We start from the raw sequence: 15,817 nt of genomic DNA, 5'->3' as shown, positions 1-15,817 counted from the left end.
CGCCTGATCATGGCCTGACCTGCGCATACATCCAGGGGCGCCCTGTTTCACGTGAAACAGGGCGCCCCTGGCGCAGGGCGGCAGGCCAGGCAGTCTGGTGTCGACACGGGAGTCTGGAAAGATAGGCCGCGACGATGACGTCGCCCAAGGTCAGGGCCCAGCACCACATACCCGCACATCACAAGGAGCGGACACATGCCCATCGCGACTCCCGAGGTCTACAACGAGATGCTCGACCGGGCGAAGGCAGGCAAGTTTGCCTACCCCGCCATCAACGTGACCTCGTCCCAGACCCTGCACGCTGCCCTGCGTGGCTTCGCGGAGGCCGAGAGCGACGGCATCATCCAGATTTCCACCGGCGGTGCCGAGTTCCTGGGTGGCCAGCACAACAAGGACATGGTGACGGGCGCGGTGGCCCTCGCCGAGTTCGCGCACATCGTCGCCGCCAAGTACGACATCACCGTCGCACTGCACACCGACCACTGCCCGAAGGACAAGCTGGACGGCTATGTACGGCCGCTGCTCGACATCTCCGCCGAGCGCGTGAAGGCCGGACGCAACCCGCTGTTCCAGTCCCACATGTGGGACGGCTCGGCCGAGACCCTGGCCGACAACCTGGCCATCGGCCAGGAGCTGCTGGCGCAGGCCGCCGCTGCGAAGATCATCCTCGAGGTCGAGATCACCCCGACGGGTGGCGAGGAGGACGGTGTCTCGCACGAGATCAACGACGAGCTCTACACCACCGTCGACGACGCGCTGCGCACCGCCGAGGCTCTCGGCCTGGGCGAGAAGGGCCGCTACCTGCTGGCCGCCTCCTTCGGCAACGTGCACGGCGTCTACAAGCCGGGCAACGTCGTGCTCCGTCCCGAGCTGCTGAAGGACCTGCAGGCCGGTGTCGCCGCCAAGTACGGCAAGGCCGACCCGTTCGACTTCGTCTTCCACGGCGGTTCCGGTTCGACCGCCGAGGAGATCGCCACCGCGCTGGAGAACGGCGTCGTGAAGATGAACCTCGACACCGACACCCAGTACGCCTTCACGCGTCCGGTCGCGGACCACATGTTCAAGAACTACGACGGCGTGCTGAAGGTCGACGGCGAGGTCGGCTCCAAGAAGACCTACGACCCGCGCACCTGGGGCAAGGCGGCCGAGGCCGGCATGGCCACCCGTGTCACCGAGGCCTGTGCGGCCCTGCGCTCGGCGGGCACCAGGATCAAGTAAGGCTTCGGCCGCGACGGCGGGTCCGGCATCCCTTCGAGGGTGCCGGGCCCGCGGTACGTCCGACGCCCGTGCACGCCGGCAAAGAGCGCGGCCGCCGGGTCGTAGGGCGGCAAAGCTGCTGCGATGATCCCGGTATGGACACGAGTCCGGGAGAGATCAGGCTGGCCACGGCCACCGGCCGCTGGGTGGTTCTGACGACCGTCCTCGGGTCCGGCATGGCGCTGCTGGACTCGACCGTCGTCAATGTCGCCCTCCCGCGGATCGGCGAGGACCTCGACGCGGACATGGCCGTCCTGCAGTGGACCGTCAACGCCTACATGCTCACGCTGGCGGCGCTGATCCTGCTCGGCGGTGCGCTCGGCGACCGCTACGGCCGCCGGCGGATCTTCGTCCTGGGGGTGGTCTGGTTCGCCGTCGGGTCCCTGCTGTGCGGGCTCGCGCCGAACGGTGGCGTGCTGGTCGCCGCCCGCGCCCTCCAGGGCATCGGCGGCGCCCTGCTCACGCCCGGGTCGCTGGCCCTGATCCAGGCGAGCTTCGATCCGGACGACCGGTCCCGGGCCGTGGGCCTGTGGTCCGGTCTCGGCGGCTTCGGCGCGGCGATCGGGCCGTTCGTCGGCGGTTGGCTGGTCGACGGGCCGGGTTGGCGGTGGGTGTTCCTGCTCAACGTGCCGCTGGCGCTGCTGTGCGTTCCGGTGGCGATGCGCCACGTGCCGGAATCCCGCGACCCCAAGGCGACGGGCCGTTTCGACGTCCTGGGCGCGTTCCTCGGCGCGGCGGCGCTCGGCCTTGTCACCTACGCGCTGATCGCGGCAACGGTGTGGGCGGGGCTCCTGGGTGCTGCGGTGGGGGTGGTCTTCGTCCTCGTCGAACGGCGGGCGGCGGAGCCGATGCTGCCGTTGTCGATCTTCGCGTCGCGCCAGTTCACGGCAGTCAACGTGGTGACGCTGTGCGTGTACGCGGCCTTCGGCGGATTCTTCTTCCTCGTCGTCCTGCAGCTCCAGGTCGTGGCCGGCTACTCCGCTCTCGGCGCGGGCACGGCGCTCCTGCCGACCACCTTGCTGATGCTTCTGCTGTCCGCGCGCTCGGGAGAGCTCGGCGAACGGATCGGCCCGCGTATTCCGCTCACCGTCGGTCCGCTGCTCTGCGCCGCCGGGATGATGCTGACGCTGCGGGTGGGCGAGGACGCGTCGTACCTCACCGACGTGCTGCCGGCGCTGCTGGTGATGGGGCTCGGCATGGTGGCGCTGGTCGCGCCGCTGACGGCGACCGTGCTGGCGTCCGTGGAGACCGGACGGGCCGGCATCGCGAGCGGCATCAACAACGCGGCCGCCCGCGCGGCGGGCCTGATCGCGGTGGCGGCGCTGCCGCTGCTGGCGGGCATGGGACCGGAGGCGTACCGTTCGGCCGCCGAGTTCGGGGAGACGTTCCGGCGGGCGATCCCGATGTGCGCGGGGGTCCTGGTGGCGGGCTCGCTGATCGCCTGGTTGACGGTGCGCCGACCGTACGACACACGCCGCTGCCACCCCGCGTGCAAGGTCAACTGCGGCGTGACGTCCCCGCCGCTGGAGCCGCAGAGCTAGGGCCTCTCGTTCGGATCAGGCCGCCCGGCACGATCCGAACGAGAGGCCCGGGCGAGTCTTTCGGGCCGACGCCGCGCATTGCTGCCCGACCTGTGAGACTGGGGGCCATGTCCATCCACGAGAACCTGCTCGGGGGCCCGCCCCCGACCCACCTGCCCGACGAGCCCGGACCGCGAGAGCTCCTGGCCGGCGGAACCGCTGCCGCCGAAGTCGCGGCCAAGTACCCGACCAGCTCGCTGGCCTGGGCGCAGCTCGCCGACGACGCGTTCGCGAACGGGCGTGTCATCGAGTCCTACGCGTACGCACGGACCGGCTACCACCGTGGCCTCGACGCGCTGCGGCGCAACGGCTGGAAGGGCCACGGCCCGGTGCCGTGGGAGCACGAGCCCAACCGCGGCTTCCTCCGCGCGCTGCACGCACTGGCCCGCGCCGCCGGTGAGATCGGCGAGAAGGACGAGTACGAGCGCTGCAGCACCTTCCTGCGCGACTCCTCGCCGACCGCCGCGGACACGCTGGGCTGAGCCCGGGACGGGACGGGGACGAGGGCCCCGACGCCGTCTGGAGTCCGGGGCGTCCCGGCCCCGACTTCGCCTGAACAAAGGCACGTGCCGGTCCCTGCGCGGTCCGGGTGCCGGCGACCCGGAACGGGTTCGCCGGCCCCCGGCCGGTACGATCGCACGCACTGCCGAATTCACGCTTGCATGGCCGGTGCAGAGGCCCCCCACTCACCTCTCCCCCCAAACACCGGCCCGAACCAGGGGAGAGGTCTGTCTTGGGCCAGCGCGCCGCCGCCCGCAAGGGGCGCAGCCGCCGACGGAACCGGAGCAGTAGGGTCCGGCGCCGGCCGGCCGGCCCGATAGTGCTGCTGGGCCTGTGCCTCGCCCTCATGTCCGTCGGCGGCGGGGCCGCCCTCGCGCACTGGAAGGAAGGCCGGCCGACCGTCACGGAGGCGGCGGCCCCCACCGAAGAGCCCGAGGTCGCGCCGCTGATGTCGCCCAAGGCATCGCCGAAGCCGCCGGCATCGCCTTCGCCTTCGCAGTCCCCGTCGAAGAGCCCGAGCAGCTCCCCCAAGCCCAAGGCGTCACCGCCCGGCGGCGAACCGCCCGCCGTGCCCCGTTCCGGCCCGGGAACGTTCAGCGCGGCACGGGCGAACGGCGTTCCGGCCGGCCAGGGAACGCTCCGTCGCTACAGGGTCGAGGTCGAGGACGGCCTCGACGTCTCCGCCCGGGAGGCGGCCGCCGAGATCCAGGAGATCCTCGCCCACCCGCGCGGCTGGGCCGCGAACGGCCGGGGCCGCTTCCAGCTGGTCTCCTCCGACGCCGACTTCGTGATCAAGATCGCCACGCCGTCCACCGCGGACAGGCTCTGTCTCGCCGTGGGCCTCAACACCCGCGGCGAACTCAACTGCGAGACCACCGAAGGGGTGGTGGTGAACCTGCGGCGTTGGCTGCTGGGCTCGCCGACGTTCGCAGGGACGCCCGCCGAGTACCGCCACCTGATCATCAACCACGAGATCGGACACGAGATCGGCATCCGCACGCACATGGGCTGCCCCGGTGCCGGAAAGCCCGCTCCGGTGATGATGCAGCAGATCAAGGGCCTGAACGGGTGCGTCTCCAACGCCTGGCCCTTCGACGAGGACGGGACGTATCTCACCGGACCGCCCGCGTGAACTTCTGCTTATGATGCCGGTGGGGACCGGGGCCCACACCGAGAAGGAAGGGGCGGACCGCTACCCGGATGTCGAGGAGACAGCAATGTCACATGACTCCGCCCCGAATCTGGACTTCGCGGGCACCACGCCGTACGAGGACTACGTCCAGGCGGACGTCCTCACCCACCTCCAGCATCCGCGGTCGGACGACCCGGGTGAGATGGTCTTCCTGGTCACCACCCAGGTCATGGAGCTGTGGTTCACCGTCGTCGTCCACGAGTGGGAGACCGCCGCACGCGCGCTGCGCGAGGACCGGATACCCGTCGCGATGGACGCCCTGAAGCGGTCCACGCGCGAACTGGAGGCGCTCAACGCCTCGTGGCGGCCGATCGCCAACCTGACGCCCGCGCAGTTCAACGCCTACCGTGACGCCCTCGGTGAGGGCTCCGGCTTCCAGTCGGCGATGTACCGGCGGATGGAGTTCCTGCTCGGCGACAAGTCCGCCTCCATGCTCGTGCCGCACCGCGGAGCACCGAGGGTCCACGCCGAGCTGGAGAAGGCGCTCCACGAGCCGAGCCTCTACGACGAGGTGCTGCGCCTGCTCGCGCGCCGCGGGTACGCGGTGCCTGCCGAGGTACTGGAGCGCGACCTGTCGCAGAAGTACGAGCCGTCCGAGGCGGTCGAGCGGGTCTGGGCCGAGGTGTACGCGCAGGAAGAGCAGGACACCGAACTGGTGCGCCTCGGTGAGGCGCTCACCGACGTCGGCGAACTGGTGTGGCGCTGGCGCAACGACCACCTGGTCGCGACCCGTCGGGCGATGGGTTCCAAGGTCGGCACGGGCGGGTCCGCCGGTGTCTCCTGGCTGGAGAAGCGCGCCCGCAAGAACGTCTTCCCCGAGCTGTGGACGGCGCGCAGCCATGTCTGAGTCCCTGGCCCAGCGGGCCGCGGCACTGGATGCCGCAGACGAACTCGCCGGTGCGCGAAAGCTCTTCGCCCTGGACGACACGGTGTACCTCGACGGCAACTCGCTCGGCGCGCTTCCCGCGCATGTCCCGGACCGGGTCGCCGACGTGGTGAACCGACAGTGGGGGCAACTGCGCATCCGCTCCTGGACCGAGGGCGACTGGTGGACCGCGCCCGAGCGCATCGGCGACCGGATCGCACCCCTGGTGGGGGCGGCGCCGGGGCAGATCGTCGTCGGCGACTCCACAAGTGTGAACGTCTTCAAAGCTGTTGTGGGCGCGGTGCGGCTCGTCGGCGCCCCGGCGCGCACGGACGTCCTCGTCGACGCGACGACGTTCCCCACGGACGGGTACATAGCGGCGTCGGCCGCGCGGATGACCGGCCACCGGATCGTCCCCGTCGACCCGGCCGACGTGCCGTCCGCCATCGGCCCGACCACGGCGGCGGTCCTCCTCAACCACGTCGACTACCGCTCGGGCCGGCTCCACGACCTGCCGGCCCTGACGGCGGCGATCCACGACGCGGGCGCGCTCGCCGTCTGGGACCTGTGCCACAGCGCGGGCGCGCTGCCGGTCGGGCTCGACGAGCACGGCGTCGACCTGGCGGTCGGCTGCACGTACAAGTACCTCAACGGCGGCCCCGGTTCGCCCGCCTACCTGTACGTGGCAGAGCGCCACCAGGCCTCCTTCGACTCGCCCCTGCCGGGGTGGACGTCGCACGCGGACCCGTTCGCGATGACCCCCGGCTACGAGGCCGCGGACGGCGCGGTGCGCGGCCGGGTCGGCACGCCGGACATCCTGTCCATGCTCGCCCTCGAGGCGGCGCTGGACGTCTGGGACGGGATCGCCGTCGAGGCGGTGCGCAAGAAGAGTCTGGCGTTGACGGACTTCTTCCTGGAGTGCGTCGAGGCGTACGTCCCGGAGGGACAGGTCACTTCGCTGACTCCGGCCGCCCACGCCGAACGCGGCAGCCAGGTCGCTCTGCGCTGCGACGACGCGCCACGGGTCATGGCCGAGCTGATCGCCCGCGGCGTCGTCGGTGACCTGCGCCGCCCGGACGTGCTGCGTTTCGGCTTCACGCCGCTGTACGTGGGCTTCGCGGACACGGAACGGGCGGCGCGCGTCCTCGCGGACGTGCTGGCCGGCTGACCGCACGGGTCCCGGGGGCGCACGCCCCCGGGACCCGCCGTGTCAGTGCTCGTTCTCCGCACGGTCGCGCAGACCGGTCGCCAGCAGGTCGAGCGCATCGGGCGGCCTGGGGAACAACGGCGCGCAGCCGACGCAGGCGTAGACGTTGAACCCGGGCCCGGAAGCGGAGTGCACCTCGGAGACGAGCACCGGCTGGGCGGTGATCCGGCCGCAGCGCACGCACATCCGCACCGGCTCGCGGCGCCCGTCGGCGTCTCTTGTCATGCGGCCCCCTGCATGCCGACGAGATGGTGGTCCAGGTCGAGGCCGAAGTCGGCGGCGAGCACCAGAGCGAGCCGCCGTTGTCGTTGTTCGTCCGCGAGCAGGTACGGCCGGACCATGGCCGTCTCGTGCCCGTTCAACGGCCCGTCAAGCCCGTAGGGCGAGCGGAGGACGGGCAGCCGCGCGGGACGGGGCGGCACGGTCGCGGCCCTGAGGTGAGCCGGGCGGGGCCGATGCCGGCCGGTGCCGGGAGGGATGAACAGGAGCCTCGCCCATCGGACGAGGGCCTGGATAAGGTCGTGCACGTCGACGCTCCTTCGAAGCGTTGGCCATGCCCCGGGAGGTCTGGACACCTCGCCGGGGTCTTTGCTGCATCCACCATACCGAAGTATACCGAAGCGCACTGAGGATGCGAAGAATACCGAGGCGCACTCAACTAGGCCCATGAGCATCGATCGGACTCGCGCAATGTGGCCACAGATCGCCGCAGCGATCATTGAGCGCATTCGCAACGGCACGTACCCGCCCGGCAGCAAGATCCCCAGCGTGGTGCAGATTGCGAACGAGTTCGGCGTCGTCAACTCGACAGCTCAGCGGGCGATGGAGTCGGTCCGGGCCGAGGGGCTCACCCGATCCGAGGCCGGTATGGGCACGTACGTACTCCGTCCCGAAGAGACCACCACTGGCTGACGCCTGCCGCGCATGTACCCAGTGATAGCGTCCGCGCTGATCAGAGCGAACACATCGGCCTCGCTGGACTGTTGGAGCACCACATGCCGGACCTCGTCGCCCGAGACGCCTCCGAGGAAGCCTCGGCGCTCGCGCACCCCGCCGTCGAGCCCGACGCGTCCGCCGCGTACGGGGACGATCCCGATCAGATCGTGGACTTCTACGCGCCACGTGGCGGGCAGGACGGTGCGCCGCTCGTGGTCGTGTTGCACGGCGGGGCGTGGCGCGCGCCCTACGACCGGCGGCACATCACGCCGTTCGCCGCGTTCCTCGCCGACCGTGGACTGGCCGTGGCCAACGTCGAGTACCGGCGGGGTCAGGGCGACGGCACGGAGGCCGAGCCGGTGGCCGGCCGGTGGCCGGAGACGTTCGACGACGTGGCCGCCGCGATGGACGCCCTCCCGGACCTGGCGCGGCAGGCGCTGCCGCAGGCCGACCCGCGGCGCATTGTGGTGACCGGGCACTCCGCCGGCGGCCATCTCGCGCTCTGGGCCGCCGCCCGTCATGTGCTCCCCGCCGACTCGCCGTGGCGGCTGCCCGCGCCGCCCGCACTGCGGGGCGTCGTCGCGCTCGCGCCGATCGCCGACTTCGCGGCTGCTGTCGAACTCGAGGTGTGCGGCGGCGCGGTCCATCAACTCATGGGTGGCGAGAGCGAGTACAAAAAGCGTGCGCCGCACGCCGATCCCGCCGTTCTGGTGCCGACCGGTATCGCGACGGTCGTGGTCCAGGGGCGCACGGACATCGTCGTCCCGCAGGCCGTCGCGGAAGCCTACGTCGACGCGGCGGCCAAGGCGGGCGAGACCGTGGGGCTGACGCTGCTCGACGAGGTCGGGCACTTTCCGCTGATCGATCCCGTGGCCGACGCCTGCGCGGTGGTGGCGGAGGAGATCGCGCAACTCGCCTGGTAGTAGCGGACAGAAGCTGACCGCAAGGCTTCCTACCTTCTTTCCATGACGAATCTCGTGACCGGAGCAACCGGAACCGTCGGCCGACAGGTGGTGGCGGAGCTTCTCCGCCGTGGACAGTCCGTTCGGGCGCTGACCCGCGACCCGGCGAAGGCCGACCTCCCCGAAGGCGTTGATGTCGTGCGGGGCGATCTCACTGACGCCGAGAGCCTGGCCGCCGCCCTGGAGGGCGTCACCGGCCTGCACCTGATCACCTTCGCAGGCCCGTACTTCGCCCCGCTGGCCACTGGGCCGCAGATCGTGGAGCTGGCCCGTAAGGCCGGCGTGCGGCGGGTCACCGTGCTGCACGGCGGCGGTCCGAGCCCGCTGGAGGACGCGGTCAGGGGGAGCGGCCTCGCCTGGACCGTGCTGATGCCCGTCGAGTTCATGGCCAACGCCCTTGAATGGGGACAGGGCATCCGTGCCGACGGCGAAGTGCGCGAACCATTCGTCGGCAGGCTCAGCGCCATGGTCCACGAGGCCGACATCGGCGCCGTCGCGGCGGTCGCCCTCACCGAGGACGGGCACGGCGGCCGGGAGTACGTGATCACCGGGCCGCAGGTGCTGACCGTCGAGGACAAGGTGGACACGATCGCCGCCGCCCGCGGCCGGAAGATCCGGCTGGTGGAGCTGAGCGAGGAGCAGGCGGTCGCCCAGTGGAAGGCCGCGGGCCAGTCCGAGGAGGTCATCGGGTTCCTGCTGGACGTCTACGGCAACACGCCCGTCGAAGGACGCACCGTGGTCGACACCGTCGAGAAGGTCACGGGCCGTCCGGCGCGCACCTTCACCCAGTGGGCCGAGGAGCACGCGGACACCTTCCGGGCCTGACCGAAAGGGCGGGGCAGGACTTCAAGGGTTGTGCCCCACCCGCCCCGACCGCGGCCCGGCGGCTGCCGAGGACCTCCCCGTCCCGGAACCGCCGGGCCATACTCGTGCGTGGTGTCCGACGAAGGCAGAGCGGAAGCCGGCACGATCTGGGAGGAGTCTCGGGTGAGCGACGGCACGGAACTCGCCGAGCGGATCGCCGAGCGGCGGGACGGCTCGGGCGACCCTCGGGAGCTGGTGGGCGAGTTGAGGCGCGCCCTTGTGCTGGTGCCCGTCGAGGCGGGCGGCCTGTGGACCGCGGAACTCGGCGGGGTGCGCTGGATCTGCGCCTTCACCGACGAGGCCGCCCTGGCGCGGTTCGCCCGCGCGCGGGACACCGGTGACGGGCGGGAGACCGGCCGTTCCTGGGAGTTCGCCGAGATCCGAGGGGCGCGGCTGCTCGACGAGATCGTGCCGGCGATGGGGGTGCCCGCGGGCGTGGCGGTCGACATCGCCGATTCGGACGGGGCGATGGCCTTCCCGCCGGTCAGGGGCATCGTGCCGGACGCGGTCGCCGTGGACGTGCAGACCGGGGAGGCCGGTGCCTGATGGGCGGCGCGGAGGACCTGCGGCTCGATCCGCAGAGCGTGCAGCGCATCACCAGCGGCATGCGCTCTGCCATGGCCGAGTTGAGGGACATCGGCACGGGCACCGGGGCGGTCCTCGGCAAGGGCTTCTCGGACATGGCGATGACCGGGATGGAAGCCGGGCACCACGGCCTGTCGGTCGACTTCGAGGACTACTGCGAGCGCTGGGAATGGGGCGTGCGGGCGCTCATCCAGGACGCCAACGTCATCGCGGCGACGCTGGGGCTCTCCGCCGGCATGCTCTGGGAGGAGGAGCAGTACATCGAGGGCACCTTCAAGATCGCCGTCAACGCCGCGGTCGGCAATCCGCACGCCTCCGAGGAGGACATCGTCAAGCAGAACTGGGGCGATGTCTTCACGCCTGACTATCTGAACCCGGACTGGAGCCCCGAGTCGTTCCAGCGGGCGGGCGACGAGATCGGACAGACCTGGAAGGACACCGGCCGGGCCGTGCTCACGGAGGGGAACGGCGGCCGTCAGTCCCGGATCCTGAACGAGATGCTCGGCGTGGACCAAGGGGCGTTCGACCGCGCGGTGGACGACACCTTCGGCCCTTCACCGGAGGAGCGGGCAGCACAGCAGCAGCCGGGCAACGGGGGGAACTGAGCCGTGGGCATCGGGGATTTCGTCAGCGACATCACGCCGGACGTGGTCGAGGACGCGGTCGAGGACGGCGTCGAGTGGGCCGGCAACCGCGTCGAGGACGCGGGGAACTGGACCGCCGACCGTCTCGAGGACGTCGGCTGGGAGTCCGGCGCCGACTGGGTGCGCGAGCAGTCCCGTTCGCTGGCCAACCGGATGGGCGCCGAGGTCGACGAGATGGACCTCGGGCAGACCGAGGACAAGACGAAACTGGTCTACGGCAGCCCGTCCAAGCTGCGGTCCACCGCCTCGCACCTGCGGGACCTCGAGAAGTCGTTCGACCTGGTCGGCCAGGGGCTCAAGGGCCTCGACTCGTCCGTGATCAAGGGCGAGGCGGCGGACGCGTTCCGCGAGACGGTGTCGATCGAGCCGCCCAAGTGGTTCAAGGGCGCGGACGCCTTCGGGAAGGCGGCGGAGGCTCTCGCGAGCTTCGCCTCCACGGTGGAGTGGGCGCAGGGGCAGGCGCAGACCGCCATCGACAAGTGGAAGGCGGGCACCAAGTCCTCGTCCGACGCGCTGGAGGCGCACAACAAGAAGGTCGACGACTACAACACGGCCGCCGACCGCTACAACGCCCAGCCGGCGGACGAGCGTAACCCGTCCACCCTGCCGCCGAAGCCGGGCGCGTTCAGCGACCCGGGCAAGGCGCAGATGGAGGAGGCGCAGGAGATCCTCGCCGAGGCGCGCAAGCAGCGCAACGCGGCCGCGGAGACCGCGCGTACGGCGGTGCAGGCGGCCAGGGACGCCGCCCCGCCGAAACCCTCGTACGGCGAGCAGGCGATGGACGGCCTGGAGGAACTCCAGGTGATGCAGACCCACTTCGGGGCCGGCATCATCAAGGGCACGGCGGGCCTGGTCACCTTCGTCCGCAGCGTCAACCCCACCGACCCGTACAACATCACACACCCCGCCGAGTACGCGACCAGCCTCAACAGTCTGGCTTCCGGCCTGGTGCTGGTCGCCAACGACCCGTGGGGCACGGGCAAGCAGATGCTCGACAACTTCATGAAGGACCCCGCGGAGGGCTTCGGCCGGCTCGTGCCGGACCTGCTGCTGACCGCCGCCACCGGCGGCGCCGGGGCCGGCGTGAAGGGGGTGCGCGTCGCCGCCGAGGCGGCGGACCTGGCCTCGGACGCCAACCGGGCGCGCAGGCTGATCGACGACGCACCGAACGGCACCCACAACCGGCCGGACGGCGGGCGCCACTCCGGCGAGACCGACCCGGTGGACCTCGCCTCCGGCCGGATGTTCCTCCCGCACACGGACGTCGTGCTCCCCGGCACGCTGCCGCTGGCCTTCACCCGCCGCACCGAGTCCGGCTACACCTGCGGCCGGCATTTCGGACCGTCCTGGTCCTCCACCGTTGACGAACGCCTGGAGATCGACGCGCGCGGTGTCGTTCACGTCACCGAGGACGGCCTGCTGCTCACCTACCCGCATCCCGTCCCGGGCGTGCCCACCCTCGCCGAGTCCGGCCCCGTGCGCCGGTCGCTGACCCGCGAGGAGAGCGGCGACTACACGCTCACCGACCCGGGGAGCGGCCTGACACGCCACTTCACCGCACCCCTCGGCGCGGAGCCGGGCGGTGACGGGGACGCCTGGCTGGAGCGGATCAGCGACCGCAACGGGCACACCGTCACCGTCGACCGCACCGGCGACGGCACGCCGCTCGCCCTCGTCCACTCCGCGGGGTACCACCTGGACGTCGAAGCGGCCGACGGCCGGGTGACGGGCCTGTCCCTGCGGCTTCCCGACGGGACCGCTGAGCCCGTCGTCCGCTACGGCTACACGGACGGCAACCTCACCAGTGTCACCAAGCCCTCCGGAGCCACCCTCGCCTTCGAGTACGACGACCGCCACCGGATCACCGCCTGGATCGACTCCAACGACAGCCGCTACGACTACGTCTACGACGAGCACGACCGGGTCATCGGAGAGGGCGGCCAGGCCGGACATCTCCAACTCACCCTTTCCTACGGCCTCCCCGACCCGGCCACCGGGCACCGGGCCACCACACTGACCACCGCCGACGGCCGCACGACCCGTCATCTGATCGACGGCGCCTGCCGGGTGGTGGCCACCACCGACCCGGCCGGGAACACCACCCGCTACACCTATGACAGGCACGGCAACCAGCTCAGCCGGACCGACGCCCTCGGCCGCACGACCGGCTACACGTACGACGAGGCGGGCCGTCTGCTCACCATCGTCCGCGCCGACGGCAGCCGGGTCCGAGCCGTCCGCGACGAACGCGGCCTGCCGGTGGAGTTCATCGACGCGGACGGCGCGCGCTGGCAGCGGCAGTTCGACGAACGGGGCAATCCCACCTGGGTCACCGACCCCGCCGGGCACACCACGAGGTACGTCCACGACAGCCACGGTCACCTGGTCTCCTCCACCGACGCGCTCGGCGCCGTCACCACCTTCCGCTGCGATCCCGCAGGCATGCCCGTGGAGGTCACCGACCCGCTCGGCGGGACCACACGCTGGGACCGGGACGCCTTCGGCAGGCTCGTACGCATCACCGATCCGCTCGGCGCGGTGACCACCCTCGAGTGGACCGCCGACGGCGAACTGGCCAGGCGTGTCGGCCCCGACGGGAGCGCCGAGACCTGGACGTACGACGGTGAAGGCAACTGCACCGCGCACACCGACGCATCCCGCCTGACGACCCGCTTCGAGTACACGCACTTCGACCTGCTCGCCGCCCGCACCGGGCCGGACGGGGTGCGTCACGAGTTCGAGCACGACGCCGCACTGCGCCTGACCCGGGTCACCGGCCCGCAGGGACACACCTGGTCCTACACGTACGACGCGGCCGGCCGGCTCGTGGCCGAGACCGATTTCGACGGGCGTACCGTCCGCTACACGACCGACGCCGCCGGACAGGTCACGGCCCGCACCGACGCGCTCGGCGTGTCCGTCGGCTACCGCCGGGGGCCGCTCGGTCAGGTGGTCCGCAAGGACGCGGCGGGAGCCGTCACCGACTACGTGTACGACGCCACGGGCCGGCTGCTGGAGGCCACCGGCGCGGACGGCGACCTGATCAGGCACTACGACCGCCGCGGTCTGCTCAAGGCCGAGACCGTCGAGGGCCGGACCACCACCTACGCCTACGACGCCGCGGGCCGCAGAGTCCGCCGCGTCACCCCCACGGGCCTGGCCACCTCCTACGGCCACGACGCGGCAGGCCGCCCCACCCACCTGACCAGCGGCGAGCACCGCGTCACCTTTGCGCACGACTCGGCGGGACGCGAACGGCTGCGGACCTTCGGCGACACCCTCGCTCTGGTGTCTGGCAGGGACGGGGCCGGCCGCCTGACCACCCAGCACCTCGTCAGCGGCGACCGCACCGTCAACCACCGGGCCTACACCTACCGTGCCGACGGGCATCTCACCGCCCTCGACGACGCCCTGCGGGGCAACTTCCGATTCGACCTCGACCCGGTGGGCCGGGTGACGGCGGTGACCGCCGAGGGCTGGACGGAGTCGTACGTCTACGACGCCGCCGGCAACCAGACGGCGGCGTCCTGGCCCGCCTCGCACCCCGGCCACGAGGCGACCGGTCCCCGCAGCTACAACGGCACCTCTCTCACCCGCGCCGGAGGCGTGCGGTACGAGCACGACGGCGGTGGCCGCACCACCCTGCGGCAGAAGACCCGCCTCTCCCGCAAGCCCGACACCTGGCGCTACACCTGGGACGCCGAGGACCGCCTCACCGCGGTCGTCACCCCCGACGGGACGCGCTGGCGCTACCGGTACGACCCGCTGGGCCGGCGCACCGCGAAGCAGCGCCTGGCCGCGGACGGCGAGACCGTCGCCGAAGAGGTGCTGTTCACCTGGGACGGCACGACCCTGTGCGAACAGACCACCACGGCCGCCGAACTGCCCCGGCCGGTGACCCTGACCTGGGACCACCGGGGGCTTCAGCCGCTGGCACAGACGGAGCGTGTGCTCGGCGCGGACGCGTCGCAGCAGGCCTTCGACGAACGGTTCTTCGCCATCGCCACGGACCTCGTCGGAACACCTACCGAACTCGTCTCCGAGTCCGGTGACGTCGCCTGGCGTACCCGTACGACGCTGTGGGGCCAGACCGCCTGGCCGTCGGGAAGCGTCACCTACACGCCACTGCGGTTCCCGGGCCAGTACTACGACCCCGAGACCGGCCTTCACTACAACCTGCACCGCCACTACGACCCGCAGACCGCCCACTACCTCAGCCAGGACCCCCTCGGCCTGGCTCCGGGACCCAACCCGTCGGCCTACGTCCACAATCCGCACACCTGGGCGGACCCGCTGGGGCTCGCCCCCTACGACCCGCTGCGGGAGGGGTACACCTCCTCGCCGGGGTTCGAGAAGGACCCGTACCACCCGGACGTGGTCGAGCGCCGCATCAAGGAGAACCGCGAGCTCTACGGGATCAAGGACCCGGACGGCCCGGGGATGATCGGCGCGAACGGCACGCAGATCACCAGCAAGACGCTGTGGAACCATGGGCCGTACCGGATCGACGTGGAGAATCCGAACCCGGGCGAACGACCGGGACAGCTGCACTTCCAGGACCAGAGCAACAAGGGCGCGAAGTACCAGTACAACTTCGAGACCGGCAACTTCGACGGGCTTCCGCGCAGCATCGAGAAGGCCGTCGGCAACAACCCCGGCTTCATCGCCGGAATCAGGAAGGGGCTCGCCGCACTCGGCGAGGGATAGACGTGCGCAGCAACCAGCAGATGGCGGACCTCTTGGCGGACGCCGACCTCACCGGCCTGTCGGTGCGGGACATTCCGCCGATGTTCCGCGAGGTCGTGGAGCGGGGGTGGTCCCTGACCGGGAGCGGCGCCCGCGTGCTCACCGACCTCCGCCCCGACGAGGACCGGTCCTACTTCGACCGGCTCGCGGAGGAAACCACGGTCAACGGACGCGGCATGACCGACTGGGACCTCCCCGCGGGCGCCGGGAAGGATCGTGCCGAGGTGCTGCTGCGGAGGTCCCTGGCGTACATCGGCGCCTGCCTCCGGTCGGCGGAGAAGGAATTCGGCGACCAACAGGTCCTGGCATACCTCTCCCTGTCCCTCGGCGGCACGGACGACGACCTCCTGACGGCCCACGTCACCTTCTGCACGCCCCGGCCCGACACGCCGCCGTACGTCGCCGACCTCGAGCAGGTGCGGGACGCGGCCGTGGCGGAGATCGCGGTGGAAGACTGCCCGGACCGGTGACGTCACCG

General features: G+C 71.4%; 15 protein-coding genes. 13 read left to right on the top strand and 2 right to left on the bottom strand.

The genetic code is table 11. The features are described from left to right. Positions 1-195 precede the first annotated feature (195 nt). The 6 genes from fbaA to kynU all read left to right on the top strand — a co-directional run bounded on the left by fbaA (position 196) and on the right by kynU (position 6,563). Positions 196-1,218, top strand: a complete 1,023-nt coding sequence (gene fbaA / locus ABZ070_RS18000) for a class II fructose-bisphosphate aldolase (protein WP_356634862.1) — start codon at positions 196-198, stop codon at positions 1,216-1,218. A gap of 134 nt (positions 1,219-1,352) precedes the next feature. Beyond that, a complete protein-coding gene (locus ABZ070_RS17995) occupies positions 1,353-2,798 on the top strand; it encodes an MFS transporter (RefSeq protein ID WP_356634860.1) in 1,446 nt (481 codons plus the stop codon). 107 nt (positions 2,799-2,905) lie between these two features. After that, positions 2,906-3,319, top strand: coding sequence for a DUF3151 domain-containing protein (locus ABZ070_RS17990; RefSeq protein ID WP_356634858.1), 414 nt, complete (start codon positions 2,906-2,908; stop codon positions 3,317-3,319). A 251-nt stretch (positions 3,320-3,570) separates the two neighbouring features. Next, on the top strand, positions 3,571-4,470 hold the full coding sequence (locus tag ABZ070_RS17985) for a DUF3152 domain-containing protein (RefSeq protein ID WP_356634856.1): 900 nt from the start codon (positions 3,571-3,573) through the stop codon (positions 4,468-4,470). 85 nt (positions 4,471-4,555) lie between these two features. Then, complete coding sequence (kynA, locus tag ABZ070_RS17980) at positions 4,556-5,377, top strand: tryptophan 2,3-dioxygenase (RefSeq protein WP_356634854.1); 822 nt, start codon at positions 4,556-4,558, stop codon at positions 5,375-5,377. Next, positions 5,370-6,563 (top strand): kynureninase, encoded by a 1,194-nt coding sequence (gene kynU / locus ABZ070_RS17975; RefSeq protein ID WP_356634852.1) that lies wholly within the window; start codon positions 5,370-5,372, stop codon positions 6,561-6,563. Before kynA ends, kynU begins: the two co-directional genes overlap by 8 nt. A gap of 42 nt (positions 6,564-6,605) precedes the next feature. Here kynU and ABZ070_RS17970 read toward each other — a convergent pair whose 3' ends face one another. Together ABZ070_RS17970 and ABZ070_RS17965 are read right to left on the bottom strand one after the other, a co-directional pair. Next, positions 6,606-6,827, bottom strand: coding sequence for a hypothetical protein (locus ABZ070_RS17970; RefSeq protein ID WP_356634850.1), 222 nt, complete (start codon positions 6,825-6,827; stop codon positions 6,606-6,608). Then, entirely contained in the window at positions 6,824-7,129 is a 306-nt protein-coding gene (locus tag ABZ070_RS17965; protein ID WP_356634848.1) for a hypothetical protein, read from the bottom strand. Before ABZ070_RS17965 ends, ABZ070_RS17970 begins: the two co-directional genes overlap by 4 nt. Positions 7,130-7,268: 139 nt before the next feature. Here ABZ070_RS17965 and ABZ070_RS17960 point away from each other — a divergent pair, with 139 nt between their 5' ends. The 7 genes from ABZ070_RS17960 (at position 7,269) to ABZ070_RS17930 (ending at position 15,809) form a co-directional block, all read left to right on the top strand. Then, the gene (locus ABZ070_RS17960) at positions 7,269-7,514 is read left to right on the top strand and encodes a winged helix-turn-helix domain-containing protein (RefSeq protein ID WP_356634846.1); all 246 of its coding nucleotides are present in this window, start codon (positions 7,269-7,271) and stop codon (positions 7,512-7,514) included. Between the two features lie 83 nt (positions 7,515-7,597). After that, positions 7,598-8,461, top strand: a complete 864-nt coding sequence (locus ABZ070_RS17955; RefSeq protein ID WP_356634844.1) for an alpha/beta hydrolase — start codon at positions 7,598-7,600, stop codon at positions 8,459-8,461. Between the two features lie 42 nt (positions 8,462-8,503). Continuing rightward, complete coding sequence (locus tag ABZ070_RS17950; RefSeq protein WP_356634842.1) at positions 8,504-9,325, top strand: NAD(P)H-binding protein; 822 nt, start codon at positions 8,504-8,506, stop codon at positions 9,323-9,325. Positions 9,326-9,487: 162 nt separating this feature from the next. Then, positions 9,488-9,910, top strand: coding sequence for a hypothetical protein (locus ABZ070_RS17945; RefSeq protein ID WP_356634840.1), 423 nt, complete (start codon positions 9,488-9,490; stop codon positions 9,908-9,910). After that, positions 9,910-10,554: a hypothetical protein gene (locus tag ABZ070_RS17940; protein WP_356634838.1), complete on the top strand. Its 645-nt coding sequence runs from the start codon at positions 9,910-9,912 to the stop codon at positions 10,552-10,554. The genes ABZ070_RS17945 and ABZ070_RS17940 overlap by 1 nt, the downstream gene beginning before the upstream one ends. A 3-nt stretch (positions 10,555-10,557) precedes the next feature. Beyond that, positions 10,558-15,300 (top strand): putative T7SS-secreted protein, encoded by a 4,743-nt coding sequence (locus ABZ070_RS17935; RefSeq protein WP_356634836.1) that lies wholly within the window; start codon positions 10,558-10,560, stop codon positions 15,298-15,300. 2 nt (positions 15,301-15,302) lie between these two features. After that, positions 15,303-15,809 carry a hypothetical protein gene (locus ABZ070_RS17930; protein ID WP_356634834.1) on the top strand — a complete coding sequence of 169 codons (507 nt, stop codon included), beginning with the start codon at positions 15,303-15,305 and terminating at the stop codon, positions 15,807-15,809. The last annotated feature ends 8 nt before the right edge of the window (positions 15,810-15,817 follow it).

The organism is Streptomyces sp. NPDC006283 (assembly GCF_040613325.1).
Taxonomy (GTDB): Bacteria; Actinomycetota; Actinomycetes; order Streptomycetales; family Streptomycetaceae; genus Streptomyces.
This window is presented reverse-complemented; position numbering and strand designations above follow the sequence as displayed.

Bases quoted from the DNA above. Each gene is read 5' to 3' on its own strand.
- ABZ070_RS17990 (WP_356634858.1), top strand. From the start codon at position 2,906: ATGTCCATCCACGAGAACCTGCTCGGGGGCCCGCCCCCGACCCACCTG.
- ABZ070_RS17970 (WP_356634850.1), bottom strand. From the start codon at position 6,827: ATGACAAGAGACGCCGACGGGCGCCGCGAGCCGGTGCGGATGTGCGTG.
- ABZ070_RS17960 (WP_356634846.1), top strand. From the start codon at position 7,269: ATGAGCATCGATCGGACTCGCGCAATGTGGCCACAGATCGCCGCAGCG.
- ABZ070_RS17955 (WP_356634844.1), top strand. From the start codon at position 7,598: ATGCCGGACCTCGTCGCCCGAGACGCCTCCGAGGAAGCCTCGGCGCTC.
- kynU (WP_356634852.1), top strand. From the start codon at position 5,370: ATGTCTGAGTCCCTGGCCCAGCGGGCCGCGGCACTGGATGCCGCAGAC.
- ABZ070_RS17940 (WP_356634838.1), top strand. From the start codon at position 9,910: ATGGGCGGCGCGGAGGACCTGCGGCTCGATCCGCAGAGCGTGCAGCGC.
- kynA (WP_356634854.1), top strand. From the start codon at position 4,556: ATGTCACATGACTCCGCCCCGAATCTGGACTTCGCGGGCACCACGCCG.
- ABZ070_RS17995 (WP_356634860.1), top strand. From the start codon at position 1,353: ATGGACACGAGTCCGGGAGAGATCAGGCTGGCCACGGCCACCGGCCGC.
- ABZ070_RS17950 (WP_356634842.1), top strand. From the start codon at position 8,504: ATGACGAATCTCGTGACCGGAGCAACCGGAACCGTCGGCCGACAGGTG.
- fbaA (WP_356634862.1), top strand. From the start codon at position 196: ATGCCCATCGCGACTCCCGAGGTCTACAACGAGATGCTCGACCGGGCG.